Source organism: Oleiagrimonas sp. C23AA, from assembly GCF_011759385.1.
In the GTDB taxonomy this organism is placed as follows: domain Bacteria; phylum Pseudomonadota; class Gammaproteobacteria; order Xanthomonadales; family Rhodanobacteraceae; genus Oleiagrimonas.
Window position 1 is genome coordinate 165,823 of record NZ_JAARLY010000008.1, and the last position, 23,574, is coordinate 189,396.

Genomic DNA, 23,574 nt, shown 5'->3' on the forward strand with positions numbered 1-23,574 from the left:
GAAATGACGTTCGTGTGTCGAAATGGCTAATCGGTCCCGTCGTCAGCGCCGTGTTCGCGGCGTTCTTTCTCTTCGCGCAGCACCAGTGGCGTCAGGTCGTCGATGCGTGCCTGTACCTTGGCCCGATCATAGTAGCCAAGATGGGGGCGATCGAGCAGGCGCCGCAACTGTTCCATGGCATCGACCGGGCGGCCGGTGAGATAGGCCGCGTCGGCGAAGGCGATGCCCGACTCCACCGGCTGTCCGGCACGGTCGGTAGCGCGGCCATAGGTCTGGTACAGCGAGGGGTCCTCGCTGTCGTCGAGCAGCGGCTTGAGCAAGTTGGCCGCCTTGCGCGCAGAGGCCTTGCCCGGTTGCAGCAACAAGGCTTCAGCATATTCGGCGGCGATGGCGTGATCGTTGGGTGCGTTGGCGTGTAGCCGCGCGAAGATGACATCGGCCTGATCCATCTGGTGCTGATGGGCCAGCACCGTGCCCATGGCCAGCTGGATCGGCACCGAGTCGGGCCAGGCCTTGGCCAGCGGCGCCAGTTGCTGGCGCGCGGCCTGGAAGCGACCGGCGCCCATCAGCGCCAGCGCGTAACCGTAATGATTGGAGGGCGTGTCAAAGCCGTGACTGCCGGCCAGATTGCGCGCGTAGTAGCCGGTCAGTTGGGTCGCATCGCCCGACAACACGCGCACGCGCTCGCGCATCAGGTGGAACAGGGTGGGGCCGTGGCTGGCATCGTCGGGTGGCCCGATCAGGTCGTTGCTGTTCTTCACGAAAGGAATGGGCGCGGTGGTATGCGACCAGTCGCTCTGGCTCAGGCTCAGCCGGTCGCGTTTTTCCTGCTGCTCGATGACGTGGGCCTGGGCCTTGGCGTCGGCGATGCGGTGCTCGGTCACAGGGTGGGTCTGCAGCAGTTCCGGTACATCGGTATCCGAACCGTTCGCCGACAGTACGCTCTCCATGCGCTGGAAAAAGTCCGCCATGGCTTCGGGGTGGTAACCGGCGCGTGCCAGGGTGTGGATGCCGACGCGGTCGGCCTCGGTTTCGTCCTTGCGTGTGAAATTGATCTGGCGCTGCGCGATCAGGCCCTGGCCGCCCATCATCACCGCTGCACCGGCATCGCCGTGACCGCCCGCCGCGCCGGCGGCAATCGCGCCCAGCGCGACCAGCGCCATCAGCGGCGCATCCTTCTTCGAGGCCTCGAAGGCACGCTCCAGGTGGTGCTGGGTGATATGGCCGATTTCATGCGCCATCACCGCTGCCAGTTCACTTTCGTCGCGGGCGATGACAATCAGACCGGCATTGACGCCGATGTAACCGCCCGGGGCGGCGAAGGCGTTGATGTCCTGGTCCGAGTCGACGAAGAAGGTGAAATGGTGCTTGGGATCGTCGCTGGCGGCGGCCAGTCGAAAGCCGACGCTGTTGATGTACTCGTCGATCTGCGGATCGTCCATGACCATGTGCAGCGCACGCATCTGATGCAGCATGGCTGCGCCGTAGGCCTTGGCCTCGGCCGGCGACAGCAGCGCGTCGGCGGAACTGCCAAGATCGGGCAGACGCGTATCCTGCGCGCCCACGGCGAAGGTGAGCCCGGCGGCGAAAAGTGCGGTGAACAGGGCGCGAAGGCGCATGGCGGGCAGCTTCAAGGGCGGGTCGGAGCTTCGTCACTGCGGGATTCGACCACGATAACCCAGCCCCGGTTCACCGGCCACCGCGCGCCGCTCTTGTGAAAATGGGGAGCTACCCGCATCTTCGCCCCTGCCAGCGGGTTGCCCGGCGGCCCGCGCCAAACCGTTTTCTAGGAGACCATTGATGGCCAACGTCCAGATGTATTCCACCGCCGTGTGCCCCTACTGCGTGGCTGCCAAGAACCTGCTCAAGTCCAAGGGGCTGGAGTGGGAAGAAGTGCGCATCGATACCGATCCGGCGCGTCGCGACGAGATGCTGGAGCGCTCGGGCGGGCGCCGCACCGTGCCACAGATCTTCATCAACGATACCCACGTTGGCGGCTATGACGATCTGGTCGCAGCCGATCGCAGCGGCGAGCTGGCCAAGATCCTGGATGCAGGCGCATGAGCGAGGCCAGCAAGGCGTTCACCGATTACCGCAAGCGCATGAACGAGCGCATCCTGGACGAGAACAACCAGGTGGTGCGTCGTTTCTTCGCGCTGGACAACCAGACCTACCGCGAAGGCGCGCTGGACGTGAAGACCAAGGAGCTGCTTGGCCTGGTCGCGTCCATGGTGTTGCGCTGCGATGACTGCATCAGCTACCACGTGGCGCAGTGCAAGAGCGCCGGCGTCAATCGCGATGAGATGTTCGAGGCCTTCAGCGTGGGGTTGGTGGTGGGTGGCTCCATCGTCATTCCGCATATGCGTCGCGCCGTGGATTTCCTGGACGGGCTGGAACAGGACGCGGCCGGCGCGGAAGCGGCCGAATAGGCACGTGTCATGCTCGGCGCTCCGCGTGCGCGGGGCGCTTGAGCTATAATGGGCGGTTGATACCCATCCCACGCGTGCCGGCGGCACGTAGCCCAAGGAGTACCCCATGAGCCAGACCATTGCCGTGATCAAGGGTGACGGAATCGGACCCGAGATCATGAACGCGACCCTGCGCGTGCTCGACGCGCTGGACTGCAACCTGACCTACGACTTCGTCGATGCCGGCATGGTCGCGCTTGAGCAGCATGGTGACCTGCTGCCCAAGGCCACGCTGGATGTCATCGGCAAGCACAAGGTGGCGCTCAAGGGCCCGCTGACCACGCCGATCGGTGGTGGCTTCACCTCCATCAACGTGACGCTGCGTCGCCATTTCGACCTGTACGCCAACGTGCGTCCGGCGATCAGCTTCCCGGGTACCAAGTCGCGCTATGAGGGGATCGACATGATCACCGTGCGCGAGAACACCGAGGGTGCCTATCGCGCCGAGGGCCAGACCCTGTCCGAGGACGGCGAGGTCGCCCAGTCGCTGATCCAGGTCACCCGCAGCGGCAGCGAGCGCATCGTGCGCTACGCCTTCGAGATGGCCCGCGCCAAGGGCCGCAAGAAGGTCACCGCCGTGCACAAGGCCAACATCATCAAGACCGCCTCGGGCCTGTTCCTGAATGTGGCCCGCGAAGTGGCCAAGGACTATCCGGAGATCGAGTTCAACGAAATGATTGTGGACAACGCCTGCATGCAGCTGGTGATGAATCCGCATCAGTTCGACGTGATGGTCACCACCAACCTGTTCGGCGACATCCTGTCCGATCTGTGCGCCGGTCTGGTCGGCGGCCTGGGCCTGGCCCCGGGCGCCAACATCGGCAAGGACGCGGCCATCTTCGAGGCCGTGCATGGCTCGGCCCCGGACATTGCCGGCAAGAACCTGGCCAACCCCTGCGCGCTGCTGCTGGCTGCCGCCGACATGCTCGACCACCTGGGCATGGCCGAGAAGGGCACCAAGATCCGCACCGCCATTCGCGAGACGCTGGAGCAGAACCGCGAGAAGGTGACGCCGGACATGGGCGGCTCGGGCACGACCGAAACCTTCGCCGACGCGCTGGTGGCCCACGTCACCGCCTGATCGGTCATCCGCCGTTGGTGGACAAGAGAAAGCCCCGCCAGTGATGGCGGGGCTTTTTTCGTCAGGCCGCGGCCGGGGAATAGCGGAAGGGGATGGCGATGCGATTCCACGCATTCATCAGGATCGCCACCATGTTGAGGTCGAGCAGGCCGCGCTCGCCGAATTCAGCCCGTGCCGTTTCATAGACATCGTCGGTGATGCCGCCATGGTCCAGTCGTGTCACCGACTCGACCCACGCCAACGCGGCCTTTTCGCGTGCGCTGAAAAGGTCCGTCTCGCGCCAGGCCGGCAGCACATAGAGGCGCTGCTCGGTTTCGCCGCCGGCACGCGCGTCCCTGCCGTGCATGTCCAGGCAGAAGGCGCAGCCGTTGAGCTGCGAGATTCGCATCAACAGCAGTTCGATCAGGTCGGGCTCCAGGCCGCAGCCACGCACATAGCGATCCAGATCCTGCAGCGGGCGGAGGGCGGCGGGGTGCTTTTGATAGGAAAGGCGGGATGGCATCAGCAACTCCTTGGCAGCGGTTCCGGAGGTGGAACCTTCAGTGCAAGGACGTTGCATCGGCATGGCTTGTGACATCTGCCTGCAGCGCGACCAGCTTGTCGGGGTTGCGCAAGGTGTGGATGGCCTGGATGCGACGGCCGTCGGTAACAATCCAGGTCACCGAGTGGATGCGGCCTGCGTAGTGCTGGACCAGGGCCGGTTCGGCATTGAGTGTCATCATGCGGGTGATGATGGGCTTCTGGCTGGCGCTGCGCGTGGCCAGTTGGCGGTAGAGGCGGATCAGGCGCTCTGCGCCGTGCAGCGGCCGCAAAGCGGCACGGACCCGTCCGCCACCGTCGGACACCAGGGTCACATCATCGGCAAGCAGCGCGCGCAGGGTTTCCGGTTCCGGATGGGCCATCGCCTGGGCCAGGCGCGACAGCATGCGTCGATGCGTGGCCGGGTCGACATCGCGCCCTCGCGCGCCATGGATGTGCTGGCGTGCCCGTCTTACTTGCTGGCGACTGGTGGCCTGGCTTTGATCCAGGATGGTCGCCAGCTCGGCATAGTCGTGGTCGAAAACCTCGTGCAGCAGGAAGGCGGCGCGTTCACGTGGTGTCAGGCGTTCCAGCAGATGCAACAAGGCGATCGACAGGTGCTGCGCGCGCTCCACATCGGCATCCGGTGGCTCGGGTGTCGGCAGGGGCTCGGGTAGCCAGGGGCCGACGTAGCGCTCACGTTCGCGTCGTTCGCGCCGCAATTGGTCCAGTGCCAGCCGCGTGACCACGGTCACCAGCCAGGCCTCGGGCGCGTTGATGTTCGCAAGGTCCGCCTGGTGCCAGCGCAGCCAGCAGTCCTGCACCACGTCCTCTGCGGCCTGGCGCGAGCCGAGCATGCGATAGGCCAGACCGAACAGGCGTGGTCGATGCGATTGGAAAAGCGAGGTATCGGTGTGCATGGGCGGCTGCCTTCAAGAACTCGTCCACCAGACGCCATCACCTTCGTTTTTGTGACACGCGTGACGAGCCCGGATGGTCGGCAAGCCCGCCCGGCTCAGCGCACAAACGGATAGGGGCAAAGGAATATCACCCACAGCGCGACCACGATGCCGGCGTACTTGAGTACGCGCGTGAGTTTCGGGTGCTTGCGCTTGAAGCGCTTGCGGCGTTCGCGGCTGCGCTGGTTGGCGGCGAACATGCGGTTGACGAAGCCGGTCTTCTCGCTGTCGTCGTTGGGCGAGGCGGTGATCTTGCCCATGAAGGCGCCGACGCGCTTGTTGATCGCTTCCATCCAGCGGGTTTTCAGCGGACGCTCGACATCGGCGAACAGGATCACGCGGGTCTGGTCGGTCTTGTTCTCTACCCAGTGCACGTAGGTTTCGTCGAACACCACGTCCTTGCCATCGCCCCAGACGTGCTCTTGGCCATCGACGAAGATGCGGCACTGCTCGGAATTGGGCGTGACCAACCCCAGGTGATAGCGCAGCGATCCGGCGAACGGGTCGCGGTGCGGATTGAGCTTGCTGTGCGGGGCCAGGGTGGCAAACATGGCCGCCTTGATGCCGGGAATCTGCCCCAGCAGTTTCACCGTTTCGGGGCACTGCGCCTCGGCCGAGGGCAGCGGCTCGCCGTACCACTTCAGGTAGAAACGCTTCCAGCCCTGCTTGAAAAAGCTGTTGAAGCTGGCGTCGTTGTGGTGCTCGGCGGCGCGGATGCGTCCGGCATCGTTGAGCGACAGCGCCTCGTCACGGATCAGCTGCCAGTTGTCGCGCAACAGATTGAGCTGCGGAAAGCCGTCGCGATCCAGGATCGGCCGCGCCGGCACACGCGAAAAGGCGTACATCAAAAGGTTGTACGGCGCGAACACGGCCGAGTGATCGACCAATTGGCGATCAAAGCGCAGCCGCGCGCGACCACGCAGGTGCACCAGCAGCACGCACAGCGCGAACAGCGCAAACACACACAGGATGATCAGGCGGAGCGTCATGGCGGGATGAATGTCTCAGGTCAGGGGAATATTTTACGCGCTATCGGCGACACATACGCGGTGGCGGATGTTCAGGTCATCTGCGCGATGGTCCGCCGGAACCGCGCCAGGGAGATGGTGAACAGCACAGCACCAATCACCGCGATTGCCAGCAGCGATCGCCAGACCACCTCCAGGCCGGCGCCGCGATAGAGAATGGCCTGCGCCAGGCGCACGAAATGCGAGGTCGGCGCCAGCTCCATCAGATATTGCACCGGCTGCGGCATGCTCTCATAGGGCGTTGTACCGCCGGATAGCAGTTCCAGGGGCAGCAGGGTCAGGATGACCAGCATACCGAACTGCGGCATGCTGCGAGCGAAGGTGGCCAGGAAGATGCCCAGTGCGGTGGCGGCGAAAAGGTGCACCGCGGCGGCACCCAGGAACAGCGCCAGCGAGCCCCGGATAGGCACGTGCAGCGCGCCCTCGACAATCAGCGTCAGCGACAGCGCCACGGCCAGCAGCACGACCAGACCCATCGACCAGACCTTGCCCAGCATGATCTGTGCCGGGGTCACGGGCATCACCAGCAGATGTTCGATGGTGCCGTGCTCGCGCTCGCGAATCAGCGCGGCTCCGGTCAGGATGATCGACAGCATGGTGACGTTGTTGATCACTTCCATCATCGCGCCGAACCAGCCTTTTTCAAGATTCGGATTGAAGCGCGTGCGCAAGACCAGATCGACCGGCGGCGCGTTGCTGCCGCGGTAGCGCTGCACGAATTCATTGACTGTGTTGTTGACGATCTGCTGCACGTAGCCACTGCCGGCGAACGCCTGGCTCATGCGCGTGGCGTCGACATTGAGCTGGATGGCCGGTCGGCGACCGGCCAGCAGGTCGCGCTGGAAGTCCGGAGGGATGTCCAGCGCGAAGGTATAGGCGCCAGCGTCCATGCCGTGATCCTGGACGGCTGGGGAAACCAGCCGCGGTACGCTGAACAGTGGCGGATAGAAGGCGCTGGCGATCTTTGCCGACAGCGGCGAGGCGTCCTCGTCGACAATCGCGATCGGCGCTCTGTGCAGCGTCTCGAGCATCGCCGTGGCGGCGCTGTAGATCTGCAGGCTGAAGGCGTAGACGATCAACGCCAGCATGGCCGGATCACGCCACAGGCTCCAAAGCTCCTTGACACCGAGATGGTAGGTGTTGGCCACGGTGCTGTTCATGATGCCTGCTTGCGCAGCAGTGCGATCGCGGCGCCCAGGATTACCGGTACGGCCAGCAGCAAAGGGCCGAACGCGCCGCGCAACTGGGCGAAGCCCAGCGCCTTGCTGAACACCCCGCGGCTGATGTTGATCATGTAGGTGGCCGGGTAGATGTTGCCGATGAGTCGGCCCATGCCCTCCAGCGACGGCACCGGATCGATCATCCCGGAAAACTGCACCGCCGGAATCATGGTGGCGATCATGGTCAGCAGCATGGCGGCGATCTGGCTGCGTGTGAAGGTGGATGCCAGCAGACCCATCCCGGTGGCGATGACACTGAAGATGGCCGCCGCCAGCAGCAGGGTGGGAAAGCTGCCCTTGATCGGCACGTCGAAGCCGAACACTGCCAGTAGCGTCATCAGCAGGAAATTGAGCATCGCCAGGACCACATATGGCGCCTGCTTGCCGAGCAGGAATTCGCTTCGCGTCACCGGTGTCACGTACAGATTGATGATCGAGCCCAGTTCCTTCTCCCGCACCACCGACAGTGCGGTGAGCATCGCCGGCAACATCAGCAGCAGCAGCGGCAGCACGGCTGGCACGATCGCCGGCAGGCTGCGCACGTCCGGGTTGTAGCGAAAACGGGTTTCGATGTCGAAGGCACCTGCTGCGGTGCCCTGGCCTTGCCGTGCCCGTTCAGCCAGCCAGGCCTGATGCATGCCCTGCACGTAGCCACGTACCGTCTCGGCACGGGTTGGCATCGCACCGTCGACCCAGGCCGCGATCTGGGCATGGTCGCCACGTTCGACATCGCGTGCGAAACCCGGCGGAATTTCGATGGCCAGCGACAGCTCGCCGCTGCGCATGCGGCGATCGATGTCGGTGTAGCTTTGCAGCGGCGCATGCTCGATGAAATAGCGTGAACCGGCGAGGTTCAGGGCGTAATTGCGGCTGAGACCGGTCTGGTCGTGGTCGAGCACGGCATAGCTGAGATTTTCGACGTCCATGTTGATGCCGAAGCCGATGACCACCATCAGCAGCAGCGAACCGGCCAGGGCGAGTGTGGCGCGAACCGGATCGCGGCGCAGCTCCAGGGCCTCGCGCCAGGCGTAGCTTGCCGCCCGGGCCGGGCTGAACAGGCGTCGACGGACGCGTGCCGGCGGGCGTGCGGCCGGTAGCACGGGGGTGCCTGTGCCGGAGGTGATACCTGCAGTACTGCCGTCGGCAGCCTTGAGGTAACCGATGAAGGCCTGCTCCAGCGTCGCCGCACCGCTGTCGCGGACCAGCCGCTCCGGTGCGCCGGTCACCAGCACGCGGCCGGCATGCATCAGCGAAATGCGATCGCAGCGCTCGGCCTCGTTCATGAAATGGGTGGAGATGAACAGGGTGACCCGATCGCGCCGCGCCAGCTCGATCATCAACCGCCAGAAGGCGTCGCGCGCCACCGGGTCCACGCCAGAGGTGGGTTCGTCCAGAATCAGCAGTTCCGGCCGGTGCACCATCGCCACAGCCAGCGACAGCCGCTGACGCACGCCCAGCGGCAGCTTGCCGGGTAGGCTGGCGACCACTTCACGCAGCCCGAAACGGTCCAGCATCTCATCGACACGGGCCGGAATCTGTGCCTCGGGGACATGGAATAGCCGCGCATGCAGCACCAGATTCTGACGCACCGTCAGCTCGCCATAGAGCGAGAACGCCTGGGACATGTAGCCTACGCGCCGTCGGGTGTCGATATCGCGCGGGTCGAGCGGGCGCCCGAACAGCGAGGCGCTCCCCTCGCTGGCCGGCAACAGTCCGGTCAGCATCTTCATAGTGGTGGTTTTGCCGCAGCCGTTGGAGCCGAGAAAGCCGAAGATCTCGCCGCGACGGATGCGGAAGTTGACATGATCGACGGCAACGAAATCGCCGAAGCGCATGGTCAGATCGCGCGCCTCGATGGCGCTGGCGGCGTCGTCGGCCTGCAGCGGCGGCACCTGTACCGGCGTGTGGCCGCGGCGCCTGGCCTCGGGCAGCACGGCGATGAAGGCCTCCTCGAGCGAGCGGCTGCCGGTACGCTCCAGCAGCGCCTGCGGCGTGCTGGTGCTGAGTACGCGGCCGGCATCCATGGCGACCAGCCAGTCGAAGCGTTGCGCCTCGTCCATGTAGGCGGTGGCGACGATAACGCTCATGCCTGGATGGCCTGCACGGATCTCGGCGATCAGCGCCCAGAACTGGGCGCGCGCCAAGGGGTCGACACCGGTGGTCGGTTCGTCAAGGATCAGCAGCTCAGGGTCGTGGATCAGCGCACAGCACAAGCCAAGCTTCTGCTTCATGCCGCCAGACAGCTTGCCCACCGGCCGCTCCAGGAACGGGCGCAGACCGGTGCTGGCGGTGAGCGTGTCGATGCGGCGGCGACGTTCGGCGGCACCATGGCCGAACAGGCGCGCGAAAAATTGCAGGTTCTCCTCCACCGACAGCGTCGGATAGAGGTTCCTGCCCAGGCCTTGCGGCATGTAGGCAATGCGCGGACAGACCTGGTCGCGATGGCGCTTGCTGCGCATGTCGCCGTCCAGCACCCGCATCTGACCCTGTTGCATGGCATGGGTGCCGGCGATCAACGCCAGCAGGCTGGACTTGCCCACGCCGTCGGGACCGATCAGACCGACCATGCGGCCGGCAGGCAGGTCCAGGTCGACGCCGTCGAGCGCCAGCGTCTTGCCGTAGCGCAGATGCACGTCGCGCATGCACGCAACGATCTCACCAGCGTCGATGTGGGCAGTCGTCATGGCACCTTCACCGCCAGCGCCGGCGGCCATGGCTCGGCGGGATCGAGTCTGACCCAGGCCACGCCGGGCAGGCCGGTCTTGACCATGGCCAGATGCCTGGTCAGCAGTTCGCGGTCGATCCGCGCCTTGATGCGGAACATCAGCTTTTGCCGCTCGTCGGCCGTTTCCACGGTCTTCGGCGTGAACTGGGCAATGCTGGCCACGTAGGAGACCCGGGCCGGGATGATGTACTGCGGTGCCGCGTCCAGGACCAGATGCACCTCGCTGCCCAGCCCGACCTTGCCGGCGGCCGTCTCGGGCAGGAAAAAGGTCATGTAGACGTCCGAAAGGTCGACCATGTTCAGGACCTTGCCGCCGGCGGCAAGTACTTCGCCGGGCTGTGCCACGCGATACTGCACGCGGCCGGCACGCGGCGCCTTCAGCTCGCTGTCGGCGATGTCGGCCTCGATGCGGGCCACGGTTGCTCGCGCAGCGTCGACACTGGAGCGCGTGCCCGTAACCTGGGCGCGGGCGGCCTCGATGGCGGCTCGCGCCGCGGCGACCTGGGCCTGCGCCGCGCTCAGCGTGGCCCGGGCGCTATCGGCGTTGGCGCGGTCGTCGTCCAGTTCCTGCTGCGAGGAGGCGCCTTGGACGGCCAGTGTCTGCGAACGCGCCAGGCGCCGCATGGCGGCATCAAGTTCGCTGCTGCGCTCGACCACCAAGGCGTTGTCGGCGGCCAGGTCGGCGCGGCGCACGGCCACTTCGGCGACTGCGCTGGCAACGGCGTTGCGCGCGCGTTGATATTGCGCCCGGGCCTCGTCGCGCTCAGCGATCAGCGTCTGCACCTGCATGTGCGCCAGTGGTTGCCCTGCCTTCACAAAGTCGCCCTCGTTGACGAGGATGTCCTGGACGCGGCCGGCCAGCTTGGTGGCGATGTCGATCTCGGTGGCCTCGATACGTCCGTTGCCGCTGGCAAAGCCCGGACCGGGGCCGGTCCGGTGCAGCCGCGTCCAGGCGTAGGTCGCGGCGACGATGACGATGATGCCGGCGGCGCCGACCAGCCACTGCTTGCGAGAGGGGCGTTTCATCGCGGCTCGGGCGAGGGTCGCCGGGCGTGGACCTCAGACAGGGCGGCGCCAGCGTCTTGCCGCGGCGCGATGAGGGTACCGCCACCGAGGACCGCGTACAGGCGGACCTGGTTGGACAGCTGCGCGCGGCGCGTCTGCACCAGTTGCTGTTCGGCTGCCAGCAGGTCGCGCTGCGCGTCCAGTACTTCCAGGTAGCGCGCCGCCCCGGCGTCGTAGCGCAGCTTGGCGAGTCGGGCGCGTTGCTGCTGTGCCGCCAGCATGTCGCGGTCGGCGCGCAGTTGCTGGCGAAGCCAGTGGCGTGCCGACAACGCATCGCAGACTTCGCGGAAGGCATTCTGGACCGTCTTTTCGTAATCGGCCACGGCGTAGTCGCGCTGCGCCTGACTGTAGCGCAGGTTGTTGTGGCGCCGGCCGGCATCGAAGAGCGGCAGGCTGACCTCCGGGAGGAAGGTCCAGGCCTTGCTGCCGCGGTCGAACAGGCCCGATAGCGCGCTGCTGCTGGTGCCGTAAGTACCGGTCAGGCTGATGCTGGGAAAAAACGCGGCGCGAGCGGCGCCGATATCAGCGTTGGCCGCGCGCAGGCGGTGCTCGGCGGCGATGATGTCGGGGCGCGCGGCCAGCAGTCGCGAGGGCAGGCCCGCGCGCAGCGCCGGTGGCGCCGGCATCCTCGCCAGTGCGCCAGCGGCCGTCGGCAACTGGAGCGGGGCACCAACCAGTTCGGTGAGTGCATGGGCCTGTTCGTCGCGCGCCTGCTGCAGTTGTGCGTTCAGGCTCCGTGCCTGTGTCAGCAGCGTCTGTACCTGGGTCAGGTCAAGCCTGGAGGTCGCTCCGACCCGGTAGCGGAGCCGGAAGATGCGATAGGAGGTCTCGCGCGAGGTGACGGTCTGGCGGGCGATGGCGGCCCGCTGATCCAGCTCCAGCAGCCGCAGGTAAGCGTCGGCGACCTGAGCGATCAGCGACAGCGTGGTGGCGCGGCGGGCCGCATCGCTGGCCAGGTAAGTCTGCAGGGCCTCCGTCTTCAGCGAACGGATGCGTCCCCAGAAGTCCAGTTGCCAACGGCTGATGCCGAGATCGACGTCGTACTGACTCTGTACCAGCGACTGGCCGACGTAGTTGAGGTCGCCGGGCACCCGGGCGCGAGTGGCGTCGGCGCCGATCCCGATGGTGGGGAACTGGTCGGCGCGATGGATGCCGTAGGCCGCCATCGCCTGCGCCTCGCGCAGGGTAGCCATGCGCAGGTCGCGGTTGTTGTCCAGCGCCGAGGCGATGAGCCGCTGCATCGTCGGGTCGGTGAAATAGTCCCGCCAGCCGGTGTTTGCGGCATCAGTCCCTTCCTCGGACGATACGTTTGCGCTGGTGGCATAGTGCGTATCTACCGGAAGCGGCGGTCGCCGGTAGGGAGGTGCCAGTGACGCACAGCCAGCCAGCATGGCGCTGGCGGCCAGCGCTGCCGGGATCGCCCCGCAGCGGAGGCGACGGCGGGCGGGCTGGTATTTCTGGGGCATGCGGCAGGCCTTGTCTCGAGCGTTGCATGGCATCCGCCGCGAACTACGTGGTCGCGGCCGCAGGCAACGGGTCTGCGTGCATGGTGCGGATCGGCAGCAGCGCCCACATTGACGTACGTCAAGCGCAGGCCGCCATGCGCCGCGACCGCCCTGATGGACGATTGCGGCGCATGGCGAGCGGGCTGTTCGTGCCTACCGTTTGGTGCGGGCCTTAAAGCGATTCCGAGGCGAAATCGGCCAGTCGCGAGCGTTCGCCGCGACGCAGCGTGATATGGCCGGAGTGGCGCCACATCTTGAAGCGATCCACCGCGTAGGTCAGGCCCGAGGTGGTCTCGGTCAGATACGGTGTGTCGATCTGCTCGACATTGCCCAGGCAGACGATCTTGGTACCGGGACCGGCGCGCGTGATCAGGGTCTTCATCTGCTTGGAAGTGAGGTTCTGCGCCTCGTCGATGATCAGGTAGCGACTTAAGAATGTGCGCCCGCGCATGAAATTGAGCGAGCGTATCTTGATGCGCGAGGCGAGCAGGTCGTTGGTGGCCTGGCGTGCCCAGCTGCCGCCGTCTTCCTGATGGGTGAGCACTTCCAGGTTGTCGGTCAGTGCGCCCATCCAGGGCGTCATCTTCTCTTCCTCGGTGCCGGGCAGAAAGCCGATGTCATCACCCACCGGCACCGTGGCACGGGTCATGATGATCTCGCGGTAGCGCTGCTGGTCCATCACCTGGGCCAGGCCCGCGGCCAGCGCCAGCAGGGTCTTGCCGGTGCCGGCGGTGCCGAGCAGGGTGACAAAGTCGATCTCCGGATCCATCAACAGGTTCAGCGCGAAGTTCTGCTCGCGGTTTCGCGCGGAGATGCCCCACACCGAATGCGCGGCGTGGGTGTGGTCATCAAGCAGGATCAGCTGCACCTTGCCTTCGTCCGAGACGCTGAGCACGCGCAGCTCGACCGCGTTCTCGCCGGGAAGGTACAGGCACTGGTTGGGATACAAGTCCTCGTCCTTGCCGGCGGTCAGCTCGTAGCAGGTGCGACCCATCTCGTTCCATGAGCGCACCTCCGGGTGGTGCTCCCAGAAATCCTCCGGCAGCGCCTGGGCGCCGGTGAACAGCAGCGCGAAATCATCCAGCGCGCGGTCGTTTTCGTAGTCCTCGGCGTCGATGCCGGCGATGGTGGCCTTGATGCGAAGGTTGATGTCCTTGGTGATCAGGATCAGCGGCACGTCCGGGTGCTGATCGCGCTCTTCCTGTACCGCCGCCAGGATGGCGTTGTCGGCCTTGCCGTTGCGCGTGCTGGGTGTCTGCTGGAAATACAGGCGCCCGGCCTGGCCATCGCGCTGCAGGTTCAGGCCCTGCGGGTTGTCCAGCACCAGCCCGTTTTCGATGTCGCCAGCGCCGCGCTCGATCAGCTCGTTGAGAAAGCGGCTGGCCTGACGCGCATTGCGCGCCACTTCCGATCCACCCTTTTTCTTTTCGTCCAGTTCCTCCAGCACCGTCATGGGGATGAACACGTCGTGCTCCTCGAAGCGGAACACGGAGGTGGGGTCGTGCAGCAGCACGTTGGTATCCAGGGCGTAGATGCGCTTGCCACGTGTCATGCGATCAGGACCTCGCGGGGGTTGGAAACAAAAAAGCCCGCGCGCCATGAGCGGGTGTGCTCACGAGCGCGCGGGCCGGTTCGGAAAAAAGGCATCACTGGGCGGCGAGCGTATCCAGCACGGCCTGGGCGTGGCCGGGAACCTTCACCTTGCGCCATTCGGTGTGCAGCTTGCCTTCCGGATCGATCAGGAAGGTCGAACGCACTACGCCCATGTGGCGCTTGCCATAGAGCATTTTCTCGTGGATCACGTCGAAGGCCTTGCACCAGGTTTCCTCCGGATCGGAGACCAGCGGGAACGGCAGTTCGTGCTTGGCGGCGAAGTTGGCGTGCGAGCGCACCGAGTCGCGCGAGACGCCGACGATCTCGCACTTGTGCTTGCCAAAGTCGGCATACAGGTCGCGAAAGTCCTTGGACTCGTTGGTGCAGCCGGGGGTGTTGTCCTTGGGGTAGAAGTACACCACCACCCACTGGCCGCGCAGCGAGGACAGCGACAGTGTGCCGCCGTCGCCGGTGGCGCCTTCGAGGTCGGGAATGGCTGAGCCGGGTTCGATCATCGTGTGTTCCATGTTGCGGTTGTAAGGCCAGCGCCGTTAAAAGCGCGTCTTCAAGGTCAGAACTTCACCGGGTCCATGATCGCGTCCAGGTTCAGGCTGTCGCACAGTTCCAGGAAGTCGTCACGCAGTGCGGCGATGTGCGTGTCGGCGGGAATGCCGATGGTGATCTGTGCCTGGAACATGTCGGCGCCGGTCTGAATGGCCTGGTAGCGCATGGAGCTGAGCTGCTCGATGCTGATGCCGCGGCGGCTGAAGAAGTCGATCACTTCCACCAGCAGCGCGTTGCGGTCGGCGGCGATGACCTCGACCACGTAGGGCAGCAGATGGGTCTGCATCGAACGCGGGCCGGTGCGGTAGTGCACCAGATGCAGCGCCGGATCGCGCGCCAGTTTGCCCAGGCCGGTTTCCAGCTTGGCCAGCGCGTCCCACGAGCCCTGCGCCAGCAGTACCACCGAGACATCGTCGCCCACCGTGCTGACGCGCGCATCGGCCAGGTTGCAGCCGCTGTCGGCAATGCGCTGGGTCAACTGCAGCAGGGGGGATTGGCGGACGCTACACAGCGTCTGGATGAGAAGGTGACTTTCGCTGCCGGGGCGCTGCGAGGTGTTGCGATTCAAGGGGATCTCTACCTCAAAGGCGAGGGTGGCCACCCAAAGCGGGCGGTCATCGACGAGCCGGACTCAGCTTACTTGCCCGTGGCCGGAGCCCGCAAGTAACATCCCCAGGTTCGAAACACTGTGGATGTACCTCTTGAATATACGCGGAAGCATCTGTGCGCTGGCCACGCCATTCGGCGATGATGGCGCGCTGGATCTGGACGCTTTCCGGCGCCTGATCGAGCAGCAGATCGAAGCTGGCACGCAGGCGCTGGTGGTGGCCGGTTCCACCGGCGAGGCTCACTTTCTCGAGCATGCCGAATACGAGCGTTTGCTGGTCACGGCCGTCGAGCAGGTGCGCCGGCGGGTTCCGGTCATCGCCGGCACCGGCGAGGCCGGTACCGCCAAGTCGCTGGCCATGACGCGCTGGGCCAAGCGCCTGGGTGCGCATGCCGCGCTGGTGGTGACGCCTTACTACGTGCGTCCCACGCAGGAAGGTCTGGTGCGCCATTTCACCGAGATTGCCGACCACGGCGAACTGCCGGTGATCCTGTACAACGTGCCGGGACGCACCGGATGTGACATGCTGCCGGATACGGTCGCGCGTTTGGCCGAACACGCCCATATCATCGGCGTGAAGGAAGCGCGTGGCGACGCCGGTCGCATTGCCGCCATGGCGGAACTTGCTCGCGAGGATTTCGTCTATCTTTCCGGCGACGATGCAAGCTGTCACGAGGCCATGCTGGCCGGCGCCGCGGGTACCATCTCGGTGGTGGCCAACGTGGTGCCCGGGCTGTTTCGCCAGTTGTGCGACCGGGCGTGCGAGCGCTCGCGGGCACCGACGGTGGAGCTGGCCGAGCGCCTGGAGCCGCTGCTGGATGCGCTTGACTGCGCGCCCAATCCGATTGCCATCAAGGCCGCGTTGGCCGAGATCGGCATCGGCAACGGCGCGCTGCGTCTGCCGCTGGTGGCGCTGGCCGAAGGCGCCGAGCGCGCCCGGCTGCGCGAGGCGCTGTCGGCGCTGCTGTCCTGAGCCGCTGCGGTGGCCTGAAACGCTTATCTACGGAATCCTATAGTCAATGAACAAAGCAACGATCGCAGCCTTGAGCCTGTCCGTCCTGACGCTGTCAGGCTGCGGCCTGTTCCATGCCGACAAGAGCTACCTCAAGGCCAAGCAGGAGGCGCCGCTGGAGATTCCGGCCGGCATGGACCGTCCCGCCGTCAACGATGCGCTGACCATTCCCAACGTCAACGCCAAGCCCAACGACACCATCAGCCAGACGCTGAGCGTGCCGGGCGACGTAGCCAGCACCTACAAGGCGGCCGCGCAGGCCGTCGACGCCAGTGGCGTGGGTGCCGTGGTGGCGCATGACGATGCCGCTCATGCCTTTACCGTGAACGTGGGCGAGCCGCCGGCGAAGGACTCCAAGCCGGGGTTCTTCTCACGCATGTTCGGTGGTGGCCACAAGACCAAGACCGAGGCGCCGGACCTGTCCTCGCCGACCTCGGCAGGCGCCGTGCAGGTGGCGGTGACCGCCGATGGCGGCGCCAGCACGGTCACGGTGACCGGTCTTAGCGCCAACGTGGCCAAGGTCGCTGCCGCGATCAAGTCCAAGCTGGGCAGCTGACCGCCTTGCCCGGTAGCCAGGCACGCATGCAAAAACGCCGCCCCATGGGCGGCGTTTGCGTTGATCGGTGGGCGATGCCGACAGCAGGCGTGCGGCGCGCGAGCGCGGTATCAGCGCTCCAGCAGCGGCAGCTTGTCGGGCTTGTTTTCCCATTCCTTGGCATCGTCGGGCGCATCTTTGCGCTCGGTGATCACCGGCCATGCTTCGGAGAGTTCGGCATTGAGCGCGACGAAGTTCTCCTGACCCGCGGGAACATCGTCCTCGGGGTAGATGGCGTTGATCGGGCATTCCGGCTCGCAGAGCGTGCAGTCGATGCACTCGTCCGGATTGATCACCAGGAAGTTGGGGCCCTCGTGAAAGGCATCGACCGGGCAGACCTCAACGCAATCGGTGTATTTGCACTTGATGCAGTTGTCGGTAACGACGAAGGTCATGCCGTAACAGCGCCTGTCCTGATGACGTGTTCCGGAAGGGTCCGGAAGAAGAGGTGGCGCTCCCAACGAGACTCGAACTCGTGTTTTCGCCTTGAGAGGGCGACGTCCTAGACCGCTAGACGATGGGAGCGTTGCTGCGTGAGGCGCGCTAGTATATCTAAAAAATTTTGTTCGGCAATGCCCCCGTGAAAGATTTTCGAAGGAATTCAGCTTGAACCATTCCAATGGAAACGAGGCACAGCCTGCGCTGCGCATCATTCCACGCGACCAGCACACCATCTCGCGCAAGAACATCTCCAAGTCGGCGCTGCGCGTGCTGTATCGCCTGCACGAGGCCGGCCATTCCGCCTATCTGGTGGGTGGCGCGGTGCGCGATCTGCTGCTGGACGGTCATCCGAAGGATTTCGACGTGGCCACCGATGCCACGCCCGAGCAGGTCAAGCAGCTGTTTCGCAACTGCAGGCTGATCGGCCGCCGCTTCCGGCTGGCACATGTCATCTTCGGCCGCGAGATCATCGAAGTGGCTACCTTCCGTGGCCAGGGCGAGGAGGGCGATCGCCATATCGTCGATGGCCGCATCCTGCGCGACAACGTTTGGGGATCGATCGAGGAAGACGCCGTGCGGCGCGATTTTCGCGTCAACGCCATGTACTACAACATCGCCGATTTCTCCGTGCGCGATGAGGTCGGCGGCATGCGTGATCTTCAAGATCACGTGCTGCGCCTGATCGGCGATCCCGAGCAGCGCTATCGCGAAGATCCGGTGCGCATGCTGCGCGCCGCGCGCCTGGCGGCCAAGCTCAACTTTCATATCGACGAGGCCGCCGCGGCCCCGTTTGCCGAGTTGGGGCCGCTGCTGTCCGAAGCGCCGCCGGCACGTCTGTTCGACGAATCGCTGAAGATGTTCCTGGCCGGTCATGGCCTGAAAAGCTTCCACATGCTCGAGCGCTACGATCTGTTGGCGCCGCTGTTCCCGGTTACCGCTCGCACGCTCAAGCGCGGCGATCAGGCGCTGCGGGCGCTGATCGAGCAGGGGCTTTCCAACACCGATGCGCGCGTGCACGAAGGCAAGTCGGTGACGCCGGCTTTCCTGTTTGCGGTGCTGCTTTGGGGTGAGGTTCGCGCGCAGGCCGAGACGCTGCTGGAGCAGGGCAAGGATCTGGCGCTGGCCTGGCAGCGTGCCGCGCATCGCATCGTCGCCGAGCAGAGCCAGCACGTGGCCATCCCGAAGCGTTTCTCCTATGCCATGGAAGAAATCTGGGCGCTGCAGCCGCGTTTTGAAAACCGCTCCCGCAAGCGCGTGTTTCGCCTGCTGGGGCATCCGCGCTTTCGTGCCGCCTACGATTTTCTTTTGCTGCGCGGTTCGGAGTCCGAAGAGATTCGCGAACTCGGCGAATGGTGGACGCGTGCCCAGGAGTTGCCGCAGGAACAGCTGGCCGACGAACTGGGGCCATCGAAGGGCAAGAGTGGTCCCAGCACCGGTGCGACGGCCGCCCCGGCCAAGCGTCGCCGCCGTCGCGGTGGCCGGCGTCGTCGTGGCGACGGCGCCAGCAGCGCCGACTGATTCACGATGACGGCCACCTACATCGGCCTGGGTAGCAACCTGGGTGATTCGGTCGCGCAGGTACGCGCCGCGCTTGCGGCCCTGGACGCGCTGCCGCAAACGGCGCTGGTACGCCATTCACGGCTGTATCTGACGCCGCCCTGGGGTGTCACCGAGCAGCCGGCGTTCATCAACGCCGTGGCCGAGCTGGACACGCGCCTGGACGCGCCAGCGCTGCTGCAGGCGTTGCTGGAGATCGAGCGCCGCGCCGGCCGCGTGCGTGACGGTGAGCGCTGGGGGCCGCGCATTCTGGACCTGGACCTGCTGCTGCACGGTGACGGCCCGTATCGGGCCGAGCACCTTGAAGTGCCGCATCCGCGCATGGCCGAACGCGCTTTCGTGCTGTTGCCGCTGGTCGAGATTGCGCCGGGGCTGGAATTGCCCGGCATCGGCCGCATATCCGAAGCGCTTGACCGGCTCGATGCCGGTGACTGCAAGGTGCTTGAGGACTAATTCTTGAGGTGTCGGCGCATCGGTGCCGATAATGCCGCCTCGCCAACGCTTGGAGTTCATGCCGTGTACGTCGCTTCGGACGCCCCGGCCCGCAAGGCAGTGACCTTGCCGGCGCTCAAATCCATGAAAGAGCAGGGGCGCAAGATCACCATGCTCACCGCCTACGACGCCAGTTTCGCCGCGCACCTGGAGCGCGCCGGTGTCGATGTGGCGCTGGTTGGCGATTCGCTGGGCATGGTGGTGCAGGGCCACGGCAGCACGCTGCCGGTGACCCTGGCCGATGTGGTCTATCACACCCGCGCCGTGGCGCGCGGTCTCTCGGCCACGCTGCTGGTGGCCGATCTGCCGTTCATGAGCGACCGCGATGTGCCGCACGCGATGGAAGCGGCCGCGCAGTTGATGGCCGCCGGTGCGGCCATGATCAAGATCGAGGGCGCCGGCCCTATCTGCGAGGTGATTGCTGCGCTGACGGCACGCGATGTGCCGGTGTGCGCGCACCTGGGTCTGACCCCGCAGTCGGTGCACAAGCTGGGCGGTTACCGCGTGCAGGGACGTGAGCAGGCCGCTGCCGACAAGCTGATGGCCGATGCCCGGGCGGTGGTCGAGGCCGGTGCCGAGTTGCTGGTGCTCGAATGCGTGCCATCCGATCTGGCCGGTCGCATCAGCCAGGCGCTGGCCGTGCCGGTCATCGGCATTGGCGCCGGCCCGCAAACCGATGGCCAGGTGCTGGTGGTGTACGATCTGCTGGGTCTGACGCCGGGCAAAAGCCCGAAGTTTTCCAAGAATTTCCTGAGCGGGCGCGAGGGTGTCACCGACGCCATTGCCGCCTATGTCAGTGATGTGCGCGAAGGCCGTTTCCCGGCCGCCGAACACAGCTTCAGCTAATTCACTTTCCAGGCGAATAGATCAACATCATGCAGACCGTGCACGACGCTCCGGGCCTTCGGGCAGTGGTTCGTGGCTGGCGCTCGCAGGGGCTGACGGTGGGCCTGGTGCCGACCATGGGCAACCTGCACGCGGGTCATTTCTCACTGATCAAGTTGGCGCGCTCGCGGGTCGACCGGGTGGTGGCCAGCGTGTTCGTCAATCCCACGCAGTTCGGCCCCAACGAAGACTTCGACCGCTACCCGCGGACCTTGCCCAAGGATCAGTCGGGCCTGGCCGAGCACGATTGCGATCTGTTGTTCGCGCCATCGGTGGAGGTGATGTACCCGTACGGCGCCGAGCATTCGGTGTGTGTCAGCGTGCCGCAACTGACCGGCGTGCTGGAGGGCGCGCACCGCCCGGGCCATTTCGATGGCGTGTCCACCGTGGTCTGCAAGTTGTTCAACCTGGTGCAGCCGGATGTGGCCGTGTTCGGCTCCAAGGACTACCAGCAACTCAAGGTGATCGAGCGCATGACGCGTGATCTGGGCCTGCCGGTTTCCATCGTCGCCGGGCAGACGCGGCGCGAGGATGATGGTCTGGCCATGAGTTCGCGCAACCAGTATCTGTCCAGCGAGGAACGCGAGCGGGCCACGCAGATCCACGCCACGCTCAAGCAGATGCGTCAGCTGCTGGCCGAAGGCCATGCCTGGCAGGCGGTGGAGAAAGCCGCGCTGGGACGTCTTGAGCGCGCCGGCTTCGTGCCCGACTATGCGGCCATCCGTCGCGCCGGCGATCTTGCCGAACCGCAGACCGGCGAGCGCGAAGGGCTGATCGGCCTGATCGCCGCGCGCCTGGGCAGCACGCGCCTGATCGACAACCTGCCGCTGGACTGACTCACCCTCGTGCCCTGCGCGCTGCGTCGGCGCGCACAAGGCTATATAATTGCGGGTTCCCCCGCTTTTCGCCCCAACGCGAAGTGCCTGCCATGCAACTGAACATGCTCAAAGCCAAGATCCATCGTGCCACCGTGACCCACGCGGAGCTGCACTACGAAGGATCCATCGCCATCGACGGCAACCTGCTCGATGCCTCGGGCATCCGCGAGTACGAGCAGATCCATGCCTGGAACATCGCCAACGGCGAGCGTTTCGTCACCTACGCGCTGCGCGCCGAGGAAGGCTCCGGCATCATCTCGGTGAACGGCAGCGCCGCGCGCCGTGCCGCGCCGGGCGACCTGATCATCATCGCCGCCTTCGTGGCGCTGGACGAGGCCGAGCTTGCCAGCTACAAGCCCAGCCTGGTGTATGCCAATCCTGACAACACCATCAGCCACACCAACGATGCCATTCCCAAGCAGATGGCCTCGTAACAAGGCGTGATCCGGGGCGTGGCAGCTGAACGCCAGCGGCCCCCAGATCGGCTTATGCACGCGCGGCATGCCTTGAGAAAGGTGTGCCGCGCTACCATCAGGATCTTGTATTGATCACGTCTAAAGACCCGAAGGGAGCCGATCGCATGTCTTCGTACCGCCAGTCCCTGGGCGCGCACGCCGAGCGTCTTGAGTCCACCCATCTTCGCCAGCTTATCGGCGACAGCGACCGCGCCGGGCGCTTGCGTCACCGCGTCGGCCCGCTGCTGCTGGACCTGACCCGCCAGAAACTGGACGTCCAGGCGCTGGACGCGCTGGGCAGCCTGATTGAATCGAGCGACTGGCAGAAGGCGCGCGATGCCATGTTCGGCGGCGAGCCGATCAACACCTCCGAAGACCGCGCCGTGCTGCACACCGCGTTGCGCGCCTCCGGTTCGCGCCTGTCGCCGGTGGCACCGAGCGACGTGCGCAAGGAAATCGACCAGACCCTGGAGCGCATCGCGCATCTGGTCGAGGCCGTGGAGAAGGGCACCACCGAGGACATCGGCCTGCCTTCCACCGTCACCGATATCGTCAACGTCGGTATCGGCGGGTCGGACCTTGGCCCGCGTCTGGCTGTCGAAGCACTGGATCAGTTCCACACCGGACGGGTGCGCTGCCACTTCCTGCCCAATGTGGACGGCCATGCCGCCAACAAGCTGATGCGCGAGCTGGACCCGCGCCGTACGCTGGTGCTGCTGGTCTCCAAGAGTTTCTCCACGCAGGAAACCCTGCTCAACGGCCACGTGCTGCGCGACTGGATTCGTCACGCCTACGATGGCGATGATCGTGCCGCCGCCCGCCACTTCGTCGCCGTCAGTGCCAATGTCGAGGCGGCCGAGAAGTTTGGTATCCCGGCCGCGCACGTGCTGCCGATGTGGGATTTCGTCGGCGGCCGTTACTCGGTGTGGTCGGCGGTGGGTCTGAGCCTCGCGCTGACCATTGGCATGGACAACTTCCGTGCCTTCCTGGCCGGCGCCGCGCACATGGACGATCACTTCCGCAGCGAGCCATGGCAGGCCAATGCGCCGGTGCTGCTGGCGCTGACCGAGCTGTGGAACCGCAACGTGCTCGGTTACAGCAGCCGCGCCGTGGTGCCTTACCTGGACCCCATGGCGAACCTGCCCTCGTATCTGCAACAGCTGGAAATGGAAAGCCTGGGCAAGCGCGTCACGCCCGACGGCAAGCCGCTGGACAACGAAACCGTGCCGGTGGTCTGGGGCAGCGTGGGCACCAATGCCCAGCACGCCTACTTCCAGGCGCTGCACCAGGGCACCAGCGTGGTGCCGGTGGAGTTCATCGGCGTGGTGCGCCCGGCCCATCCGCTGCGTGCCAATCACGACGCCTTGCTGGCCAACCTGCTGGCCCAGGCCGCGGCGCTTGCCTTGGGCAAGACCACCGAGGAAGCGCTTGAGGAATCGGACGGCGATGCGGTGTTGGCCGCCCAGCGTACCTTCCCGGGCGACCGCTCCAGCACCGTCATCATGCTTGATGCGCTGACCCCGGAAAGCCTGGGCGCGCTGATCGCGCTGCAGGAGCACAAGGTGTTCCTGCTGGGCCACCTGTGGGGCATCAACGCGTTCGATCAGTGGGGCGTGGAGCTGGGCAAGGTGATTGCCAAGCGCATCCTGCCGGCGCTGGATGAGGAAAGCGAAAAGCTGGGTGATTTCGATGACTCGACCAAGGCCTTGATCGAGGCCATCCAGGCGCGCCGCGAAGGTTGAGTTTGGCGTCGCTGCCGATCGCGGTTGGTGTTTTGGAAAAGCCCGCCTTTTGGCGGGCTTTTCTTTTAATTTCGGGAGGCGCCGGATGTTCGTTCAGCTACTGGCGTTGGGCTTCGACTGGCTGGCATCTGCGATGCCAGGGGTTCCGAAAGCCTGCCGGCTTCCGGGTAACTTCTCTTTGCG

At 65.6% G+C, this 23,574-nt stretch carries 23 protein-coding genes and 1 tRNA gene; 11 read left to right on the plus strand and 13 right to left on the minus strand.

All coding sequences use genetic code 11. From position 1 onward, the window contains the following. Nucleotides 1-26: 26 nt before the first annotated feature. Entirely contained in the window at nucleotides 27-1,619 is a 1,593-nt protein-coding gene (locus HBF24_RS14125; protein WP_167174087.1) for a M48 family metalloprotease, read from the minus strand. 181 nt (nucleotides 1,620-1,800) lie between these two features. Here HBF24_RS14125 and grxC point away from each other — a divergent pair, with 181 nt between their 5' ends. From grxC to HBF24_RS14140, 3 genes are all read left to right on the plus strand, one after another. Continuing rightward, on the plus strand, nucleotides 1,801-2,064 hold the full coding sequence (gene grxC, locus HBF24_RS14130) for a glutaredoxin 3 (RefSeq protein ID WP_167174090.1): 264 nt from the start codon (nucleotides 1,801-1,803) through the stop codon (nucleotides 2,062-2,064). Then, nucleotides 2,061-2,429 carry a carboxymuconolactone decarboxylase family protein gene (locus tag HBF24_RS14135; protein ID WP_167174093.1) on the plus strand — a complete coding sequence of 123 codons (369 nt, stop codon included), beginning with the start codon at nucleotides 2,061-2,063 and terminating at the stop codon, nucleotides 2,427-2,429. The genes grxC and HBF24_RS14135 overlap by 4 nt, the downstream gene beginning before the upstream one ends. A gap of 106 nt (nucleotides 2,430-2,535) precedes the next feature. Then, nucleotides 2,536-3,549 carry an isocitrate dehydrogenase gene (locus tag HBF24_RS14140; protein WP_167174095.1) on the plus strand — a complete coding sequence of 338 codons (1,014 nt, stop codon included), beginning with the start codon at nucleotides 2,536-2,538 and terminating at the stop codon, nucleotides 3,547-3,549. 61 nt (nucleotides 3,550-3,610) lie between these two features. Here HBF24_RS14140 and HBF24_RS14145 read toward each other — a convergent pair whose 3' ends face one another. The 10 genes from HBF24_RS14145 to HBF24_RS14190 all read right to left on the minus strand — a co-directional run bounded on the left by HBF24_RS14145 (nucleotide 3,611) and on the right by HBF24_RS14190 (nucleotide 15,301). Next, on the minus strand, nucleotides 3,611-4,051 hold the full coding sequence (locus HBF24_RS14145) for a carboxymuconolactone decarboxylase family protein (protein ID WP_167174098.1): 441 nt from the start codon (nucleotides 4,049-4,051) through the stop codon (nucleotides 3,611-3,613). Nucleotides 4,052-4,088: 37 nt separating this feature from the next. Continuing rightward, a complete protein-coding gene (gene sigJ / locus HBF24_RS14150; RefSeq protein WP_167174101.1) occupies nucleotides 4,089-4,988 on the minus strand; it encodes an RNA polymerase sigma factor SigJ in 900 nt (299 codons plus the stop codon). A 95-nt stretch (nucleotides 4,989-5,083) separates the two neighbouring features. Continuing rightward, nucleotides 5,084-6,016, minus strand: a complete 933-nt coding sequence (locus tag HBF24_RS14155) for an aspartyl/asparaginyl beta-hydroxylase domain-containing protein (RefSeq protein ID WP_167174104.1) — start codon at nucleotides 6,014-6,016, stop codon at nucleotides 5,084-5,086. 71 nt (nucleotides 6,017-6,087) lie between these two features. After that, complete coding sequence (locus HBF24_RS14160) at nucleotides 6,088-7,215, minus strand: ABC transporter permease (protein ID WP_167174106.1); 1,128 nt, start codon at nucleotides 7,213-7,215, stop codon at nucleotides 6,088-6,090. Further along, nucleotides 7,212-9,959, minus strand: coding sequence for a ribosome-associated ATPase/putative transporter RbbA (gene rbbA, locus HBF24_RS14165; protein WP_206064345.1), 2,748 nt, complete (start codon nucleotides 9,957-9,959; stop codon nucleotides 7,212-7,214). Before rbbA ends, HBF24_RS14160 begins: the two co-directional genes overlap by 4 nt. Then, on the minus strand, nucleotides 9,956-11,026 hold the full coding sequence (locus HBF24_RS14170) for an HlyD family efflux transporter periplasmic adaptor subunit (RefSeq protein WP_167174113.1): 1,071 nt from the start codon (nucleotides 11,024-11,026) through the stop codon (nucleotides 9,956-9,958). Before HBF24_RS14170 ends, rbbA begins: the two co-directional genes overlap by 4 nt. Then, nucleotides 11,023-12,531, minus strand: a complete 1,509-nt coding sequence (locus HBF24_RS14175; protein WP_167174116.1) for an efflux transporter outer membrane subunit — start codon at nucleotides 12,529-12,531, stop codon at nucleotides 11,023-11,025. Before HBF24_RS14175 ends, HBF24_RS14170 begins: the two co-directional genes overlap by 4 nt. 211 nt (nucleotides 12,532-12,742) lie before the next feature. Continuing rightward, nucleotides 12,743-14,122 (minus strand): PhoH family protein, encoded by a 1,380-nt coding sequence (locus HBF24_RS14180; RefSeq protein ID WP_167174119.1) that lies wholly within the window; start codon nucleotides 14,120-14,122, stop codon nucleotides 12,743-12,745. Between the two features lie 94 nt (nucleotides 14,123-14,216). Beyond that, a complete protein-coding gene (locus HBF24_RS14185) occupies nucleotides 14,217-14,678 on the minus strand; it encodes a peroxiredoxin (RefSeq protein ID WP_167174122.1) in 462 nt (153 codons plus the stop codon). Nucleotides 14,679-14,734: 56 nt separating this feature from the next. Continuing rightward, the gene (locus HBF24_RS14190) at nucleotides 14,735-15,301 is read right to left on the minus strand and encodes an ACT domain-containing protein (RefSeq protein ID WP_343162773.1); all 567 of its coding nucleotides are present in this window, start codon (nucleotides 15,299-15,301) and stop codon (nucleotides 14,735-14,737) included. A gap of 127 nt (nucleotides 15,302-15,428) precedes the next feature. Here HBF24_RS14190 and dapA point away from each other — a divergent pair, with 127 nt between their 5' ends. Then, on the plus strand, nucleotides 15,429-16,307 hold the full coding sequence (gene dapA, locus HBF24_RS14195) for a 4-hydroxy-tetrahydrodipicolinate synthase (RefSeq protein WP_167174129.1): 879 nt from the start codon (nucleotides 15,429-15,431) through the stop codon (nucleotides 16,305-16,307). A gap of 70 nt (nucleotides 16,308-16,377) precedes the next feature. Next, a complete protein-coding gene (locus tag HBF24_RS14200; RefSeq protein WP_167174131.1) occupies nucleotides 16,378-16,902 on the plus strand; it encodes an outer membrane protein assembly factor BamC in 525 nt (174 codons plus the stop codon). 110 nt (nucleotides 16,903-17,012) lie between these two features. Here the strand turns inward: HBF24_RS14200 and fdxA are convergent, their stop codons facing one another. Together fdxA and HBF24_RS14210 are read right to left on the minus strand one after the other, a co-directional pair. Beyond that, nucleotides 17,013-17,336 (minus strand): ferredoxin FdxA, encoded by a 324-nt coding sequence (gene fdxA / locus HBF24_RS14205; protein WP_167174134.1) that lies wholly within the window; start codon nucleotides 17,334-17,336, stop codon nucleotides 17,013-17,015. Nucleotides 17,337-17,390: 54 nt separating this feature from the next. Further along, nucleotides 17,391-17,466, minus strand: a tRNA-Glu gene (locus tag HBF24_RS14210). 81 nt (nucleotides 17,467-17,547) lie between these two features. Between HBF24_RS14210 and pcnB the strand changes: the two genes are divergently transcribed. The 6 genes from pcnB (at nucleotide 17,548) to pgi (ending at nucleotide 23,391) form a co-directional block, all read left to right on the plus strand. Further along, entirely contained in the window at nucleotides 17,548-18,900 is a 1,353-nt protein-coding gene (pcnB, locus tag HBF24_RS14215; protein WP_167174137.1) for a polynucleotide adenylyltransferase PcnB, read from the plus strand. 6 nt (nucleotides 18,901-18,906) lie between these two features. Then, the gene (folK, locus tag HBF24_RS14220) at nucleotides 18,907-19,392 is read left to right on the plus strand and encodes a 2-amino-4-hydroxy-6-hydroxymethyldihydropteridine diphosphokinase (protein WP_167174141.1); all 486 of its coding nucleotides are present in this window, start codon (nucleotides 18,907-18,909) and stop codon (nucleotides 19,390-19,392) included. A 63-nt stretch (nucleotides 19,393-19,455) separates the two neighbouring features. After that, entirely contained in the window at nucleotides 19,456-20,277 is an 822-nt protein-coding gene (gene panB / locus HBF24_RS14225) for a 3-methyl-2-oxobutanoate hydroxymethyltransferase (protein ID WP_167174144.1), read from the plus strand. Between the two features lie 29 nt (nucleotides 20,278-20,306). Further along, nucleotides 20,307-21,152, plus strand: a complete 846-nt coding sequence (gene panC / locus HBF24_RS14230; protein WP_167174147.1) for a pantoate--beta-alanine ligase — start codon at nucleotides 20,307-20,309, stop codon at nucleotides 21,150-21,152. Between the two features lie 92 nt (nucleotides 21,153-21,244). Further along, a complete protein-coding gene (gene panD, locus HBF24_RS14235; RefSeq protein WP_167174150.1) occupies nucleotides 21,245-21,628 on the plus strand; it encodes an aspartate 1-decarboxylase in 384 nt (127 codons plus the stop codon). Between the two features lie 146 nt (nucleotides 21,629-21,774). Continuing rightward, on the plus strand, nucleotides 21,775-23,391 hold the full coding sequence (pgi, locus tag HBF24_RS14240; RefSeq protein ID WP_167174153.1) for a glucose-6-phosphate isomerase: 1,617 nt from the start codon (nucleotides 21,775-21,777) through the stop codon (nucleotides 23,389-23,391). Nucleotides 23,392-23,574: the final 183 nt, after the last annotated feature.